This is a genomic window from Microbacterium sp. WHRI 7836, assembly GCF_040223885.2.
Taxonomy (GTDB): domain Bacteria; phylum Actinomycetota; class Actinomycetes; order Actinomycetales; family Microbacteriaceae; genus Microbacterium; species Microbacterium oxydans.
In genome coordinates, this window is record NZ_CP168171.1 from 1729370 (window position 1) to 1744587 (window position 15218).

At 67.9% G+C, this 15218-nt stretch carries 14 protein-coding genes; 6 read left to right on the forward strand and 8 right to left on the reverse strand.

The annotated features are described in order from the left end of the window. The gene (locus tag ABRP18_RS08250) at window positions 1–906 is read left to right on the forward strand and encodes a YegS/Rv2252/BmrU family lipid kinase (RefSeq protein ID WP_193761863.1); all 906 of its coding nucleotides are present in this window, start codon (window positions 1–3) and stop codon (window positions 904–906) included. Beyond that, on the forward strand, window positions 899–2530 hold the full coding sequence (locus ABRP18_RS08255) for a GMC family oxidoreductase (RefSeq protein ID WP_349884478.1): 1632 nt from the start codon (window positions 899–901) through the stop codon (window positions 2528–2530). Before ABRP18_RS08250 ends, ABRP18_RS08255 begins: the two co-directional genes overlap by 8 nt. Here the strand turns inward: ABRP18_RS08255 and ABRP18_RS08260 are convergent. The 5 genes from ABRP18_RS08260 to ABRP18_RS08280 all read right to left on the reverse strand — a co-directional run bounded on the left by ABRP18_RS08260 (window position 2515) and on the right by ABRP18_RS08280 (window position 8361). Then, the gene (locus ABRP18_RS08260) at window positions 2515–3066 is read right to left on the reverse strand and encodes a hypothetical protein (protein ID WP_141369483.1); all 552 of its coding nucleotides are present in this window, start codon (window positions 3064–3066) and stop codon (window positions 2515–2517) included. The genes ABRP18_RS08255 and ABRP18_RS08260 overlap by 16 nt on opposite strands. Window positions 3067–3162: 96 nt before the next feature. Continuing rightward, entirely contained in the window at window positions 3163–5307 is a 2145-nt protein-coding gene (locus ABRP18_RS08265) for a 3-hydroxyacyl-CoA dehydrogenase NAD-binding domain-containing protein (protein WP_058631785.1), read from the reverse strand. An 8-nt stretch (window positions 5308–5315) separates the two neighbouring features. Beyond that, entirely contained in the window at window positions 5316–6521 is a 1206-nt protein-coding gene (locus ABRP18_RS08270) for a thiolase family protein (RefSeq protein ID WP_046747202.1), read from the reverse strand. A 72-nt stretch (window positions 6522–6593) separates the two neighbouring features. Further along, entirely contained in the window at window positions 6594–7787 is a 1194-nt protein-coding gene (locus ABRP18_RS08275) for an HRDC domain-containing protein (protein ID WP_061018750.1), read from the reverse strand. After that, window positions 7780–8361, reverse strand: a complete 582-nt coding sequence (locus tag ABRP18_RS08280; protein ID WP_058631752.1) for a DUF3000 domain-containing protein — start codon at window positions 8359–8361, stop codon at window positions 7780–7782. Before ABRP18_RS08280 ends, ABRP18_RS08275 begins: the two co-directional genes overlap by 8 nt. Window positions 8362–8386: 25 nt before the next feature. Between ABRP18_RS08280 and ABRP18_RS08285 the strand changes: the two genes are divergently transcribed. Next, the gene (locus ABRP18_RS08285) at window positions 8387–9541 is read left to right on the forward strand and encodes a S9 family peptidase (protein WP_058631751.1); all 1155 of its coding nucleotides are present in this window, start codon (window positions 8387–8389) and stop codon (window positions 9539–9541) included. Here ABRP18_RS08285 and ABRP18_RS08290 read toward each other — a convergent pair. Together ABRP18_RS08290 and ABRP18_RS08295 are read right to left on the reverse strand one after the other, a co-directional pair. Next, window positions 9525–9965 (reverse strand): SufE family protein, encoded by a 441-nt coding sequence (locus ABRP18_RS08290; RefSeq protein ID WP_374168972.1) that lies wholly within the window; start codon window positions 9963–9965, stop codon window positions 9525–9527. The two genes, ABRP18_RS08285 and ABRP18_RS08290, sit on opposite strands and share 17 nt — an antisense overlap. Window positions 9966–9975: 10 nt before the next feature. Further along, a complete protein-coding gene (locus ABRP18_RS08295; protein WP_046747197.1) occupies window positions 9976–10869 on the reverse strand; it encodes a sulfurtransferase in 894 nt (297 codons plus the stop codon). Window positions 10870–11014: 145 nt separating this feature from the next. On the opposite strand from ABRP18_RS08295, the gene zapE reads away from it, so the two are divergent. From zapE to ABRP18_RS08310, 3 genes are all read left to right on the forward strand, one after another. Next, window positions 11015–12052 (forward strand): cell division protein ZapE, encoded by a 1038-nt coding sequence (gene zapE / locus ABRP18_RS08300; RefSeq protein ID WP_046747196.1) that lies wholly within the window; start codon window positions 11015–11017, stop codon window positions 12050–12052. Window positions 12053–12186: 134 nt separating this feature from the next. Next, on the forward strand, window positions 12187–13425 hold the full coding sequence (locus tag ABRP18_RS08305) for an ammonium transporter (RefSeq protein WP_113681272.1): 1239 nt from the start codon (window positions 12187–12189) through the stop codon (window positions 13423–13425). 20 nt (window positions 13426–13445) lie between these two features. Next, on the forward strand, window positions 13446–14030 hold the full coding sequence (locus tag ABRP18_RS08310) for a type II toxin-antitoxin system PemK/MazF family toxin (RefSeq protein ID WP_179516037.1): 585 nt from the start codon (window positions 13446–13448) through the stop codon (window positions 14028–14030). Here the strand turns inward: ABRP18_RS08310 and ABRP18_RS08315 are convergent. Then, complete coding sequence (locus ABRP18_RS08315; protein WP_349884479.1) at window positions 13996–15153, reverse strand: DUF1611 domain-containing protein; 1158 nt, start codon at window positions 15151–15153, stop codon at window positions 13996–13998. The genes ABRP18_RS08310 and ABRP18_RS08315 overlap by 35 nt on opposite strands. Window positions 15154–15218: the final 65 nt, after the last annotated feature.

Below are 15218 nucleotides of genomic sequence, written 5' to 3' on the forward strand. Positions count from 1 at the left end.
GTGTCCGAGCACATCGCCGTGCTCGCGAATCCGTTCGCCGGTAAGGGGCGGGGCGGGCGAGCGGCGGAGGCAGCCGTTCGACTTCTCCGGGAGCGTGGTGCCGAGGTGCGAACGTACGCGGGTGCCTCCGCCGCCGACACCGCCCGGCTCGCCGTCGCCGCGCTGGCCGACGGCCCTCGTCTCCTCGTGGTCGTGGGCGGTGATGGCACGCTGGCCGGCGTGCTCGACACGGTGTGCGCCGCCTCCGTCCCGGTCGTCCTGGTGCCGGCGGGCACGGGGAACGATCTCGCCCGAGCCCTGGGCCTCCCACGTGGTGACGCACGGGCCGCCGCCGAGCTCGCCCTCATCGGCGTGCCACGAGCGATCGACGTCGGCGTCGTCCGCACCGCGAAGGGCAGTCGGAGATTCCTGACCATCGCGGCGCTGGGCTTCGACGCGAAGGTCAGCGACCGCACCAACAGGCTCCGCTGGCCGCACGGCGCACCTCGCTACTACCTCGCGCTGCTCATCGAGCTCGTGCGACTGCGGCCGATGGAATTCCGCATCGCCGTAGACGAGGAAGCGGCGAGGAGCTCGCCGGGCACGCTGATCGCAGCCGGCAGCACGTCCAGCTACGGAGGGGGTATGCCGATCTGCGCCGGAGCCGTCCCCGACGACGGACTCCTCGACATCGTCCATGTCGCGCCATTGGGCCGCATGCGCCTGCTGGGTCTCTTCCCGCTGCTGCTGCGTGGGACGCATCTCGCGCGCGCTGAGGTCGCGCACCGGCGTGCACGGTCCGTGACCGTCTCGGCCCCCGGCCTCGTGGTCTACGCGGACGGCGAGCGCATCGGCGAGGATGAGTGCACCATCTCGGTGCTTCCCGGCGCGCTCACGATGATGGTGCCGAAGGAGAGCGATGACTGAGTTCGACGAGGATGTCGTGGTCGTGGGTTCCGGCTTCGGAGGTTCGGTCGCTGCTCTGCGGCTGGCGGAGAAGGGCTACCGAGTTCGCGTCTACGAGGCGGGTCGCCGCTTCGAGGACGACGACTTCGCGAAGACCAGCTGGGACGTCCGTCGCTATCTCTGGGCACCGTCGCTCGGCTGCTACGGTGTGCAGCGTATCCACCGATTGCCGCATGTGATGATCCTGGCCGGTGCGGGGGTAGGCGGCGGATCGCTCAACTACGCGAACACGCTGTATCAGCCGGGCGCGGCCTTCTTCACGGACCCGCAGTGGCAGGGCATCGCGGAGTGGGAGCACGAACTCGCGCCGCACTATGCGACGGCCAAGAGGATGCTCGGCGTCGTCGACCAGTACCCGCACACCGGCCCTGTGGAGCGGATCATGGCCGGCGCCGCGGACGATCTCGGCGTCGGCTCGACGTTCCGGCACGCACCGGTCGGGGTCTGGTTCGGGAAGCCGGGGGAGCGCACGCCGGACCCCTTCTTCGGCGGCGAGGGGCCCGATCGAACCGGGTGCACGCTGTGCGGCAACTGCATGGTGGGCTGCCGCGTCGGCGCGAAGAACACGCTCATGAAGAACTACCTGGCTCTGGCGGAGCGCCACGGAGTCGCGATCGAGGCCCTCCGCACGGTGAGCGAGGTGCGTGAGCTCCCCGAAGGAGGATTCGCGGTGACAACGCAGCGCAGCGGGGCCTGGGTCCGCCGCGTGCGGAAGACCGTGACCGCCCGGGAGGTCGTGCTCGCCGCCGGCACCTGGGGCACGCAGCAGCTGCTGCACCGGATGAAGGAGTCCGGGGCTCTGCCGCGGGTCTCGGACGCCGTAGGTCGGCTCACCCGCACCAACTCGGAGGCCCTCGACGGCGCGGTCGCCGTGAGCGTCCCGGACTCGCTGCAGCTCGCCCGCGGCGTCGCGATCACCACGTCGTTCCACGTCGACGACCGCACCCACGTCGAGAACGTCCGCTACGGGCCGGGGTCGAACCTGATGGGTGCACTCGCTACCGTGATCGTCCCCGGCGGACGTCCGATAGGGGTGCGACTGCGCAGTCTGGTCGCCCAGATGCTCCGTTCCCCGGTGCGGCAGTTCCGTCTCGGGAGCCTCCGCCGCTGGAGCGAGCGGGGTATCATCGCGCTGGTCATGCAGACAGCGGACAACTCGCTCACGCTCTCCCTGCGCCGCCGCTTCGGCCGCCTCATCATGACGAGCGCACAGGGACACGGGGAGCCGAACCCGAGCTATCTGCCCCAGGCCCATGCGGCGGCGGCGGCGATCGCCGCGCGGGTCGAGGTGGACAGCGGGGTCCCAGCCGCTGCACGTGGATCCTGGCCTGAGGTGTTCGGCATCCCCCTCACCGCGCACTTCCTCGGCGGTGCCGTCATCTCGGCGTCACGTACGGACGGTGTCATCGACGGGTATCACCGGGTCTGGGGGCACCCCGGCCTGCACGTCGTCGACGGCGCCGCCGTGCCCGCGAATCCCGGGGTGAATCCCTCGCTGACGATCACCGCACTGGCGGAGCGGGCGCTGTCGTACTGGCCTCGTCGCGGCGAAGACGACGCGCGCCCGGTTCAGCCGGCGAGCTGAGCCTCGGCGACAGGGCTCTGTGGTGCAGGGTCTTCGGACAGCGCCCGTGACGCTGTCCAGTACCAGCCGTGGGCGACGCTGACGGCGCTCATCCCCAGCAGGGGAAGTGCGATGTACGGCTCGGTGATGTTCGTCAACAAGGACCCGAATTCTCCGGTCATGTTCGCGGGCCAGGTCCCGACGACCGCGATGACGACGCCTCCGACCACGAGACCGAGTCCTGCAAAGGCGATGAGGTGTTGCCGCATGCCCGCCGTTGTCCGCAGAAGCCGGCCCAGCACGAAGGCGGCCCCGCTGCCGATGACGGTCGCCAGAGCGGAGGTGGCCACGACGAAGAGGAGCTGGAACCATGCCACCAGGATGAGGATCGAGAAGACGGTCTGCAGGGAGCGCGACATGATGGCGAGGACGACGGTCGTCACCAGGAGGAACAGAGCGTTGAAGGTGATCCAGGTCGCAACGGCGCCGCGCCAGAACTCGCGTCGGCTGAAGGCCATCGGCTGCTCGGTGGTGCGCGGAGACGGGCGAGAGCTCATCGATCCAGGGTAGGGCTTGCCGAGCGCCGGACGACGAAGCGCCTCACCGGATTCGCTGGGAATCCGGTGAGGCGCTTCGGTGATGGCGTCCGGCGATCAGCGGCTTTCGACGCCGCGGATCTGCGGGGTGTGGAAGGAGCCGCCGAAGGCCCGCTCGGATGCACCTTCGCGGTCGAGGTACGGTGAGGCGCCGCCGTCGATGAAAGGCCAACCGGCGCCGAGGATCAGGCACAGATCGATGTCCTCGACCTCAGGGACGACGCCCTCGTCGAGCATGAGCTTGATCTCCTGCGCCAGACCGTCCTGCACGCGCTGGAGGATGGTCGCGGCCGTGGCCGGTGTCTTGCCCACCGCCGGCTTCAGGACCTTCTCCGCCTGCTTGCTCCAGCCGACGACGCGTCCGCCCTTGTCCTTCTCCACGACCGTGTCGAGCTCGGCGAGCGCGTGGAAGTTCTCGTTGGCGTAGAACCGGTCGGGGAACGCATGCACCATCGTGTCCTGCACGTGGGCGGCGACCTTCCAGCCGACCAGGTCGATCAGCTGGAACGGGCCCATCGGGAGGCCGAGGGGTCCGAAGGCCTTCTCGACCTCGGCGATCGGCGTGCCCTCGTAGACGGCACGTGCGGCTTCGCCCATGACCTTCGCGAGCAGCCGGTTCACGACGAAGCCCGGGGCGTCGGCGGTGAGCACCGCGTTCTTCCCCAGGTTCTTCGCGACCACGAAGGCCGTCGACAGCGCGGCGTCGGCGGTCACCGGGGTCTTCACGATCTCGATCAGCGGCATGACCGCGACCGGGTTGAAGAAGTGGAAGCCGACCAGACGCTCCGGGTGCGCGAGCTTCGACCCGATCTCCTCGACCGACAGGGAGGAGGTGTTGGTCGCGAGGATCGCGTCCTCGGCGATGATCTTCTCGATCTCGCCGAACACCTGCTGCTTGACGCCGACCTCCTCGAACACCGCCTCGATGACGAAGTCGCAGTCCGCGTAGAGGCTCTTGTCGGTCGTGCCGGTGACCAGCGCACGCAGCTTGTTCGCGCTGTCGGAGTCGAGACGTCCCTTGGCCTCGAGCTTGCCGATCTCCTCGTGGATGTAGGCGACGCCCTTGTCGACACGTGCCTGATCCAGGTCGGTGATGAGCACAGGCACCTGGAGCTTGCGCACGAACAGCAGTGCGAACTGGCTGGCCATGAGACCGGCACCGATGATGCCGACCTTGGTGACCTTCTTCGCGAGCTGCTTGTCGGGCGCACCGACCGGACGCTTCGCACGCTTCTGCACCAGGTCGAACGCGTACATCGACGCGGCGAACTGGTCCCCGGTCACGAGTTCCGCCAGCGCCTCGTCCTCGCGGGCGAAGCCCTCCGCCTTCGTGCCGCTCTTCGCCTTGTCGAGCAGCTCAAGGGCGGCGTACGGCGACTTCGGCACGGTGCCGATCTTCGACTCCAGCATGCCGCGCGCCATCTTGATCGCGATCGGCCACTTGGTGAGGCGCTCGAGCTTGCCGGGCTCGTTCTTGCGCTCGACCTTCGTGCCGCCGAGTACCGCATCCGCCCAGGAGAGCGAGTTCTCGAGGTAGTTCGCCGCGGGGAAGATCGCGTCGAAGATCCCGAGGTCGAACGCCTGCTGCGGCTTCAGCATGCGGTTCTGCTTGAGCGGGTTCGAGATGACCACCTCGAGCGCGTTCTCGATGCCGATGAGGTTCGGCAGCAGGTAGGCGCCACCCCAGCCGGGGATGATGCCGAGGAAGACCTCGGGAAGCGCCACTGCCGCCGCCGAGGCGTCGACCGTGCGGTATGTGGAGTTCAGAGCGATCTCCAGTCCGCCGCCGAGCGCGAGTCCGTTCACGAACGCGAAGGACGGCACGCCGAGGTCGCCGAGCTTGCCGAGCACCTTGTGGCCCAGCTGCGCGATGAGGCGTGCGTTGTCCCGGGACCCGACCTTGCTGATGTCCGAGAGATCGGCGCCGGCCGCCATGATGTACTGCTTGCCGGTGATGCCGACCGCCTGGATCTCGCCGGCCGCTGCCCTGGCCTTGAGGCCGTCGAGGGTCTCGCCCAGCTGGGTGAGCGTCGCGGGTCCGAGCGTGTTCGGGCGGGTGTGATCGCGACCGTTGTCGAGCGTGATCAGTGCCAGCACCTTGCCGGAGGCGAGGCGGATGTCGCGCACCGGTGACTGTGTGATGACCTCGCCCTCGGTGAGCGCCTGGATGGGGGAGAAGTCGATGTCGTCGTAGTCGGTCACGTTCGCGCTCACTTCTTCTTCTTGCCGTCGTAGTGCGGGTTCTCCCAGATGACCGAACCGCCCTGGCCGAGACCCACGCACATGGCGGTGAGGCCGTAGCGGACATCGGGACGCTCGGCGAACTGCGCCGCGAGCTGGATCATGAGGCGCACACCGGACGCGGCGAGCGGGTGCCCGAGGGCGATGGCGCCGCCCCACTGGTTGACACGCGGATCGTCGTCGGCGATCCCGAAGTGGTCGAGCAGGGAGATCACCTGGATGGCGAAGGCCTCGTTGAGCTCGAAGAGACCGATGTCGTCGATCGTGAGACCGGCTTTCTTGAGGGCTTTCTCGGTCGACGGGATCGGGCCGATGCCCATGATCTCGGGCTGGACCCCGGCGAACGCGAACGAGACCATCCGCATCTTCGGCGCCAGTCCGAACTCCTTGACCGCACCACCACCGGCGAGCAGCGACATCGTCGCGCCGTCGGTGAGAGGGGAGGAGGTGCCTGCGGTGACGCGTCCGTGCGGGCGGAACGGCGTCTTCAGCGCGGCGAGGTCTTCCATGGTGGTCTGCGGGCGTCGACCTTCGTCCTCGGTGGCGAGGCCCCAGGCGCCGTCGGCACCCTTGATCGCGACGGACACGAGGTCGGGCTGGATCTTGCCCGCGTCGTATGCCGCCTGCACCTTGTGCTGGCTCAACATGCCGAAGCGGTCGGAGCGCTCCTTGGTGAGGTGCGGGAAGCGGTCGAAGATGCGCTCAGCCGTGACGCCCATGTTGAGCGCGCCGGGGTCGACCATCTTCTCTGCCACGAACCGCGGGTTCGGGTCGGCGTTCCCGCCGATCGGGTGGTGCCCCATGTGCTCGACGCCGCCGGCGAGGGCGAAGTCGTACATGCCGACACCGATCGATGCGCCCATCGTGGTGACGCTGGTCATCGCGCCGGCGCACATGCGCTCGACCGCGAGGCCGGGCACCGTCTGCGGAAGGCCCGCGAGGATCGCCACCGAGCGCCCGAGCGTCAGCCCCTGGTCGCCGGTCTGGCTCGTCGCCGCGATGGCGACGTCATCGATGCGGTCGGCCGGGACGGAGGCGTTGCGCTCCATCAAGCCGATGGTCGCCTTGACGGCGAGGTCATCCGCGCGGGTGTTCCAGTACATGCCCTTTTCGCCGGCGCGCCCGAAAGGGGTGCGTACTCCATCGACGAAGAAGACGTCCGAGATCTCGGCCACTCTGCCTCCAAGTTAGTGCGTGGCCTCAGTCTATGAAGCCCGGGAAACAGGGAGGAATCGGTTGGTTCGAACCTACGAAGCGGGTGCGGAGGTGCTGTCGGGCGTTTGCGCCGCCTCTACAAAGGCGGCCGCGATCTTCTGTGCGGTCTGTTCAATCTGCCAGGGGCGGGCTCCGAGTGCTGCCAGCGCATCCCCGATCTCCTCCGCCGTCTCACCGGGGAGATCCCACGCCACGCGGCGGAGGTATTCCGGGGTGAGGAGGTTCTCGGTCGGCATCCCCAACTCCTCGGCGATGGCTTCCACGACAGGGCGCGCGGCCTTGAGCCGCGCATCCGCTTCGGGGTTGCGATCGGCCCATGCGCGCGGGGGAGGAAGCGTATCGCTCGGGACCCGTTCGCGCGGGAGCTCTTCCGATGCCCGCCCATCGACGATCGCCTGCCACCACCTGTCGAGCTGCGTGCGGCTCGCGCGGCCCTGGAACTCCTTGATACCGGCGAGGGCCTGCTTCGACGGCGGGTTGGCCATCACTGCGGCGACGAGTGACCGGTCGGGAACGAGCCGGCCGGGGGAGACATCCTGGTCCTGTGCATACGCTTCGCGGGCCTGCCAGAGCGAACGTGCGACCGCGAGGTTACGAGCCCCGCGCACCTGGTGCAGGCCACTGAGCCGGCGCCAGGGGTCTTCCCTCGGCGGCTTGGGCGCACGGGCCAGAGTGGCGGCGAACTCCTGGGCGGCGTACTCCGTCTTGTTCTGCTCCTCCAGTTCGAGCACGAGAACGTCGCGGACATCGATCAGATGCAGCACGTCGAGCGCGGCGTACTCGAGCCAGGAGTCGGGGAGCGGACGCGTCGACCAGTCGGCCGCCGAGTGCTCCTTCTTCAGCGTGATGCCCAGCGTGTCCTCGACGACGGCGCCGAGTCCGACCCGTTCGTGCCCGAGCAGACGGGACGCGAGTTCGGTGTCGAAGATCACCGGAGGCTCGAGGCGCAGCTCCCGCAGCGAGGGCAGGTCCTGGCTCGCGGCATGCAGAACCCACTCGACGTCGCCGATCGCCTCCTGGAGAGGAGCGAAATCGCCGATGGCCGGCGGGTCGAAGAGGAAGACCCCGGCTTCGCGCCGGAACACCTGCACCAGATAGGCGCGTTGCGAGTAACGGAAGCCGGACGCGCGTTCCACGTCGACGGCCACGGGGCCGGTGCCCGCAGCGAGTACGGCGCAAGCCGCGCGGAACTCCTCAGCATCCGAGATCACGGAGTATTCAGTCACGTACAGCCTTTCGCGCGCCGATCACGGCGATGCCCTCGGAGCCGGGCGGAAGTCCCGCCAGCATTCCGACCAGCTCGGCCCATGCTTCGACGTGCGGTCGGAACGGGCCCTCCGGAGTCCAGGACGCACGCAATTCTATCTGCGCGCCGTCGCCTTCGATGGCGAGCCCGCCGAATCCCTTCGACAGCGTCTTCGTCGACGTCCCCGATTCCGAGTGGTAGACCGCATCCCGCGAATCGAGTGCGTCGACCAGCCACGACCAGGTCACGTCGGCGAGCAGGGGATCGGTGCCGATCTCGGTCTCCAGTGGAGCCTGCGCGAAGATCACGATGCGCCACGAGCCGCCCCAAGCGCCCGGCTCGTCCGGATCGTGCAGCAGGACGAAGCGGCCCGTGCCGTACACCGACTCGCCGTCGCTCTCCGGGCGCACGTCGGCGGCGAGGGCGATGGCGAAGGGTGCGAGACCCTGTGGCGTGGCGATCTCGCGTACCGTGATGTCATCGCGGAACTCGGTCTCGCGCAGTTCGGCCACGGCGCTCTCGAAAGGCGTCCCGGCCTCGGGGTGTGCGGTCACGGCAACAGGCTAGAGTCAGGAAGCGATGAAGAGTCTCAGGCACGCCGTTACGCTCCTTGTCCCCGCGCTGTTCGCCTTCGGGGCAGCGTTCGCTCTCGTCGTGTTCGCGGTCGCCCGACGGGTCGTCACCCCGATGCGCCGACCCACCGATACACAGATCCTCGCGGTCGACACCGGTGCGCAGACCATCGAACTGCAGCGCACTCCCGACACCGAGCTCCCCGGGCGCTACGGCCTGTTCACGACAGGGACATACGGCTACGTCAAGCTCGGTGCGGTGCTCAGCGCAGACGCCACGACCGTTCGACGCAAGCTGCTCACGCAGATCGAACCCGGTGCGCGCGTGGATCGTGCTGCGGCATTCAGCGGCTACTACTACTCCACTCCGAGCGAGCTGCACCTGCAGTGGGAGAACCTTCTGATCGGCTCTCCCGCCGGCCCGTGTCCGGCCTGGTACTTCCCCGGGTCGTCGTCGACCTGGGTGATCCAGGTGCACGGCCGAGGAGCGACACGGGCGGAGTGCCTGCGCGCCGTGCCGGTCATGCACGCGGCGGGCCTTCCGACCCTGGTGGTGTCCTACCGCAACGATGGTGAGGCTCCCCGCACCAGGGCCGGTGCGTATGCGCTCGGGGCATCGGAGTGGCGTGACGTCGATGCCGCCATCGCGTACGCACTCCGACACGGAGCAGAGCGGGTCATCCTGATGGGCTGGTCGATGGGGGGAGCGGTCTCGCTGCAGGCCGCGGTGAGTTCGGGTCACAGAGACCGCATCGCGGGGATCATCCTCGAGTCCCCTGTCGTCGACTGGCGCACGGTGCTGCGGTTCCAGGCGAAGCTTGCCGGGGTGCGGCCGCCCTTGCCCGAGCTGGCCATGGGGGCGCTGCAGATGCCTCTCACCGCGCGCCTCAGCGGCGCAGACGAGCCGATCCACTTCGATCGCCTGGACATGGTCGCCCGAGCGGACGAACTGACCGCACCGATCCTGATCCTGCACAGCGACGACGACGGCTTCGTGCCCGCGGATTCGTCCCATGCCCTTCAGAATGCGCGCCCCGACCTCGTGACGATGCCGAAGTTCACGGTCGCCCGTCACACGAAGCTGTGGAACTACGACCAGACCGGATGGACCACCGCCATCACGGACTGGCTCGAAGCCACGGGTTTCAGCGCTTCTGCATGACCTGGTTCTTCGCCCGCATCAGCATCCCGGTCATGCCTCCGATCCGCAGCGGCGACACCGCTTTCGTGAGGCCGATCGACTGCGGGTAGTCGTTCGGGATGGCGAGAACCTCGTCGGCGGTGAGACCGGTGAGCCCCTGCACCAGGATGCTGGCGAACCCGCGGGTGGTCGGCGCCTCCGGAGGTGCCGTCGCATGCATGGTCACGATGTCGTCCTGCACCTCGACGTGGATGTACACAGGGGACTGGCACTCCGCGACCCGCTCGTACATCTCGGGATGCGCCGCGACCGCGTCCGAGACGTCCGGGAGCTCGTCCGAGAACTCGAGCAGCAGGAGGAGCCGATCCGACTCCGGGGTCTCCAGGAATCCCTCGCGGATCTCGGCAAGGGTGTCAGGAACGTCGCTCGTGCTCAACCCTGTCATTGTCACACGCTCAGACGGTACCCGGCTCTGAGCCCGTGACGATCGGCACGCGCACTGCGCTTCCCCACTCCGTCCAGGAACCGTCGTAGTTGCGGACGTTCTCGAACCCGAGGAGGTGCTTGAGCACGAACCAGGTGTGGCTCGACCGCTCACCGATACGGCAGTAGGCGACGACGTCGTCGCCGTCATTCAGGCCGGCGCCGTCACGGTAGATCACGTCGAGCTCGGCCCGGGGGCGGAATCCGCCGTCTTCCGCGACCGCCTTCGCCCACGGAACGCTCTGCGCGGTGGGGATGTGTCCCGCCCGCAGCGTCCCCTCCTCGGGGTATGCGGGTGCCGTGGTGCGCTCACCGGAGTACTCCTCGGGGGAGCGCACATCGATCAGAGGGCTGCCGATGTGGGCCAGGACGTCTTCCTTGTACGCGCGGATCACGGAGTCGTCGCGCTCGACCACGGGGTACTCCGTAGCCGGCCGGGAGGTCGCCTCCCGGGTGAGTTCCCGTCCTTCGGCGATCCAGCGGTCACGTCCGCCGTCGAGCAGGCGTACGTCTTCGTGGCCGAACAGCGAGAACACCCAGAGGGCGTAGGCGGCCCACCAGTTGTTCTTGTCGCCGTAGATGACGACCGTGTCGTCGCGGGCGATGCCCTTGCGGCTGAGCAGTTCGGCGAAGCCCTCGCCGTCGACGTAGTCACGCACCACCGGGTCGTTGAGCTCGGTGTGCCAGTCGACCTTCACCGCTCCGGGGATGTGGCCGGTCTCGTAGAGCAGGACGTCTTCATCGGATTCGACCACCACGAGGCCGGGGGTCCCCAGCCGTTCCGCGAGCCACTGCGTGGTCACCAGGCGGCCGGGCTCGGCGTACTCGGCGAACTTGGGGGAGGAGGAATCGAACTCGATGGCCATGGGATCTCCGAAGCGTTGAGCGGACGAGGGTGCTGCTGCAGACGGCGTAGTGTTGTTCCGTCCCTTCGACGATAGATCCCCGCCGAGCACCCTGCGCCCGATTCGTAAGACTTCGACACAGGTGAGCACCTGATCCAGGACCGTGATGACCGACCCGACCAGCCGCACGGGAATCGTGCACCTCACCGAGCGCCAGCCGACCGTCAGCGGACCCGAGATGCTGGCGAGCCTGGTGCCGCCGCCGCAGTTCGACAGTGCGACGTTCGACAGCTACCGCGCCGACCCCGCCTACCCTTCGCAGGAAGAGGCGAAGGAGACGCTGATGCGCTTCGCCGGACGAGGTGCTCCCGTGAAGCGCGGAGGTCTGTTCAGCCGGGCGAAGAAGGAGCCGGAGCTCAAGCCGGGCGTCTACCTCGACGGCGGATTCGGAGTGGGCAAGACACACCTGCTCGCCTCGATCTACCACGCGATGCCGGCCCGCCGGAAGTACTTCGGCTCGTTCATCGAGTACACGGCCCTCGTCGGCGCGCTCGGCTACAAGAACACCGTCGATCTGCTCAAGGGCGCCGATCTGCTCTGCATCGATGAGTTCGAGCTCGATGACCCGGGCGACACGATGGTCATGACGCGCCTGCTGGGCGAGCTCGTGCCGACCGGCACCAGACTCGCAGCCACCTCGAACACCCCTCCCAACGCACTCGGTGAGGGACGCTTCGCCGCACAGGACTTCCTGCGCGAGATCCATGCCATGTCCGACAGCTTCCAGACACTGCGCATCGACGGCGTCGACTTCCGCCAGCGCGCCCTCGACGGTCATGCCGTCGTGCTCGACGACGACGCCTACGCTGCGGCCGTCGCTGCGGCCGCCGCAACGGGCACCGCGTCTGACGACCGGTTCGACGATCTGATCCGCCATCTGGCACAGGTGCATCCGTCGCGCTACATCCGACTCATCGACGGACTCGGCGGCGTGGGTGTGCGCGACGTCCGTCAGCTGACCGATCAGTCGGAGGCACTGCGTTTCGTCGCCTTCGTCGACCGTGTGTACGACGCGCAGATCCCGATCCTCGCCACTGGCCTCAGCCTCGATGCGGTGTTCTCCGACGAGATGCTCGCCGGTGGATACCGCAAGAAGTACCTGCGCGCCATCTCCCGACTCAACGCCCTCACGCATTCTGCGTAAGCCCGTAGGTGCGCGTAACGCGATGTTCACGGGCGGAGCCGCGCTGTAACAGCGGGGAAACAAACCTCACGCATTGACGAAACCGCAGGTCGTCACACTGAAGCTCTCAATTACTTCGGATGTGAGGTTTTCCTATGGATGCTCCCGGCAACATCTCGTGGGCGATCACCGCGACAGCGCTGGTGCTGCTCATGACGCCCGGCGTCGCCTTCTTCTACGGCGGTCTCGTCAAGGCGAAGAGCGTCGTCAGCATGATGATGATGAGCTTCGGCTCCATCGGACTCGTCGCCGTGCTGTGGATTCTCTTCGGCTACTCGATGAGCGCCGTCGACAGCCCGACCGCCTTCGCAGGCAACCCGTTCGCCGACTTCGGCCTCTCGAGCCTGGCCGCAGGCGAGGGCTCGAACGTCGCTCTCCTCGGCGTCGCCTACGGCGCCACGTTCGCGATCATCACCGTCGCCCTGATCTCCGGGGCGATCGCAGACCGCGCGAAGTTTGGCAGCTGGCTGATCTTCGCCGGTATCTTCGCGACGGTCGGGTACTTCCCCGTGGCCGCGTGGGTCTGGGGCGGCGGCTGGATCATGAACCTCGGCACCACGCTCTTCGGTGAGGACAGCGGCATCGGCGTGATCGACTACGCCGGTGGAACCGCGGTGCACATCAATGCGGGTGCTGCGGCCCTGGCCCTGGCTCTGGTCCTCGGCAAGCGCATCGGCTTCCAGAAGGGCATCCTGAAGCCCCACAACGTGCCGCTGACGCTTCTCGGCGCCGCTCTGCTGTGGTTCGGATGGTTCGGCTTCAACGCCGGCGCCGAGTGGCTCGCGGAGGACATGGGCGGTGTGGGACTCATCGGTCTGAACACTCTGGGTGCGACCGCCGCAGCCATCCTCGGCTGGATCCTGGTCGAGAAGATCAAGGACGGCAAGCCCACCTCGGTCGGTGCCGCCTCGGGCGCCGTCGCCGGTCTCGTCGCCATCACCCCGGCATGCGCCAACCTGACTCCGGGATGGGCGCTGCTGCTCGGCGCACTCGCCGGTGTCGTCTGCGCACTCGCCATCGAGCTGAAGTTCCGTCTGGGCTTCGACGACTCGCTCGACGTCGTGGGTATCCACCTCGTCGGCGGCCTCATCGGAACGCTCTACCTCGGGTTCTTCGCCACCGAGACCGGACTGTTCGTCGGTGGGGACGCGCGCCAGCTCGCGGTGCAGCTGATCGCCGCCCTCGGCGTGCTGATCTACTCGTTCGTCGTGGCCTTCATCATCGGCTTCGCCATCCAGAAGACGATCGGCTTCCGCGTCACGAACGAAGACGAGATCGCCGGTGTCGACCAGGTCGTGCACGGCGAGGAGGGCTACGCACTCGCCGACGCGTGATCTGCGGTTAGGGTGACCGTGTGAGCAAGACCAACGGCATCCTGGCAACACTCGCGGAGATCCTGCTCAAGGCAGTGGGCTCCGGCCGGGCGTCTCGGACATCAGGTCCGAGGCGCCCGGACGCGCGTCTACGGACACCCCACGAGCGTCCTGGGACCGCGACCACCGGAGCAGATCGCGGAGCCACGCGCGGTACCCAGACCTTCCGCGTTGACCCGGAGCGGATCACGAACCTGCAGGTCGCGTACACGCCGCAGCGGGACGGCGCCCCGGACGCCGGAGAGATCGTCTGGACCTGGGTGCCCTACGAGGAGAACGACGGACGCGGGAAGGATCGTCCCGTTCTGGTGATCGGCCGGGAATCCGTCGATCGCGTATACGCGGTCCGGATGACCAGCAAACCCCACGACGGCGAGCGGGACTACCTCTCGATCGGCACGGGTGCGTGGGACTCTCAGGGTCGAGAGTCCTGGGTCGACGTCGAGCAGCTGTACAGCGTGCACGAGAGAGGACTGCGGCGGGAGGCCGCCGTCCTCGATCGAGGCCGTTACGACCGGGTCGTGGCTGCTCTCACGCGGCGTTACGGCTGGTCCGTCGCGGGCTGAGCGTCGGGAACGACTGCAGCACCATCTCGACGAGCTCGCTCAGCGGCCGGGTCAGCGGATCCGTGGCGGGGAGTCCGGTGTCGAGTTCGATCTCGTCGATGGCTGTGGCGAGCTGCTGTGCCGTGAGGTTCTCGTGGTTCACGGTGACGCCGATGACCTTCGTGTCTGCGAAAGCCTCGATCAGCGTGATCTCACTCGTGACCGTCGGCATCGCGACCATCGGGAAGTCGCCCAGGACCGCACGACCCGGGGCATGCTGCACAATGACGCCTGCGGGTTGGCTTCCGCGCAGGATGTGAGCGGAGGTGATGTACGCGGGGTGGCTGAGCGCACCCTGACCCTCCACGATGATCACGTCGGGGTCTTCGCCCTCGAACGCCGCGACCACCTGGTTCTCGACCTCCCCCGAGCAGAACTGCGGCACGAGGGCGTCGAGCGCGACGCCGTATCTCCCGCCCTGGATGATCGTGGTCTGACCGGTGCCGACCAATACGGCATGGATGCCCTGCTCGTTGAGCGCACGGACGAGGATCGTCGCTGTCGTGCGCTTGCCGATCGCTCCATCCGTACCGAGGATCGCGATACGCGGGCAGGTCACGTCGAAGATGCGTCCGGAGAACAGGTGGAGATCCTTCTTGTCCTTCGGGCGGCGGATGTCGGTGATCGTGACCTGGGCGAGCAGCGCGGCCGCGACGAACTCGGCATCGTCTGTGAGGAACTCGTGCAGGCCGTTGATGATGTGCATCCCGCGGGCGATGCCGTCCAGGAGCACTGTCCGCTGGTCGGCGGAGAGCAGTCCGTCGGCGGGGGCGACGCCGCAGATCAGGTAGTCCGGGACCTGGCCGGCGTGCGCGATAGCCGTGGGGAGACCCTCGAGGATCGGGATGGCGTTCGCGCGCCCATCCAGGAACATTCCGGCATCCGCGCCGGCGTGAGTGCTGTCGATGACGCTGAGGACCTCGTACTTCTCGGAGTGGCGGACCAGGCCGTTGGCGGTCTTGCCGTCCTGCTCGCCGAACTGGCCTTCGCAGTAGACGATCGCCGTCGTCCCCGCGGGGAGGGCGATGGGCGCAGCCCACGCGTGCGCGGGGTCGATGAAGGACGGGATTGACGGGGTGGGCATGACGCTCGTCGGGCTCACACAGAGGAGGCGACGGAGAACGAAATGACCGATGAGGCCCGTTGGTC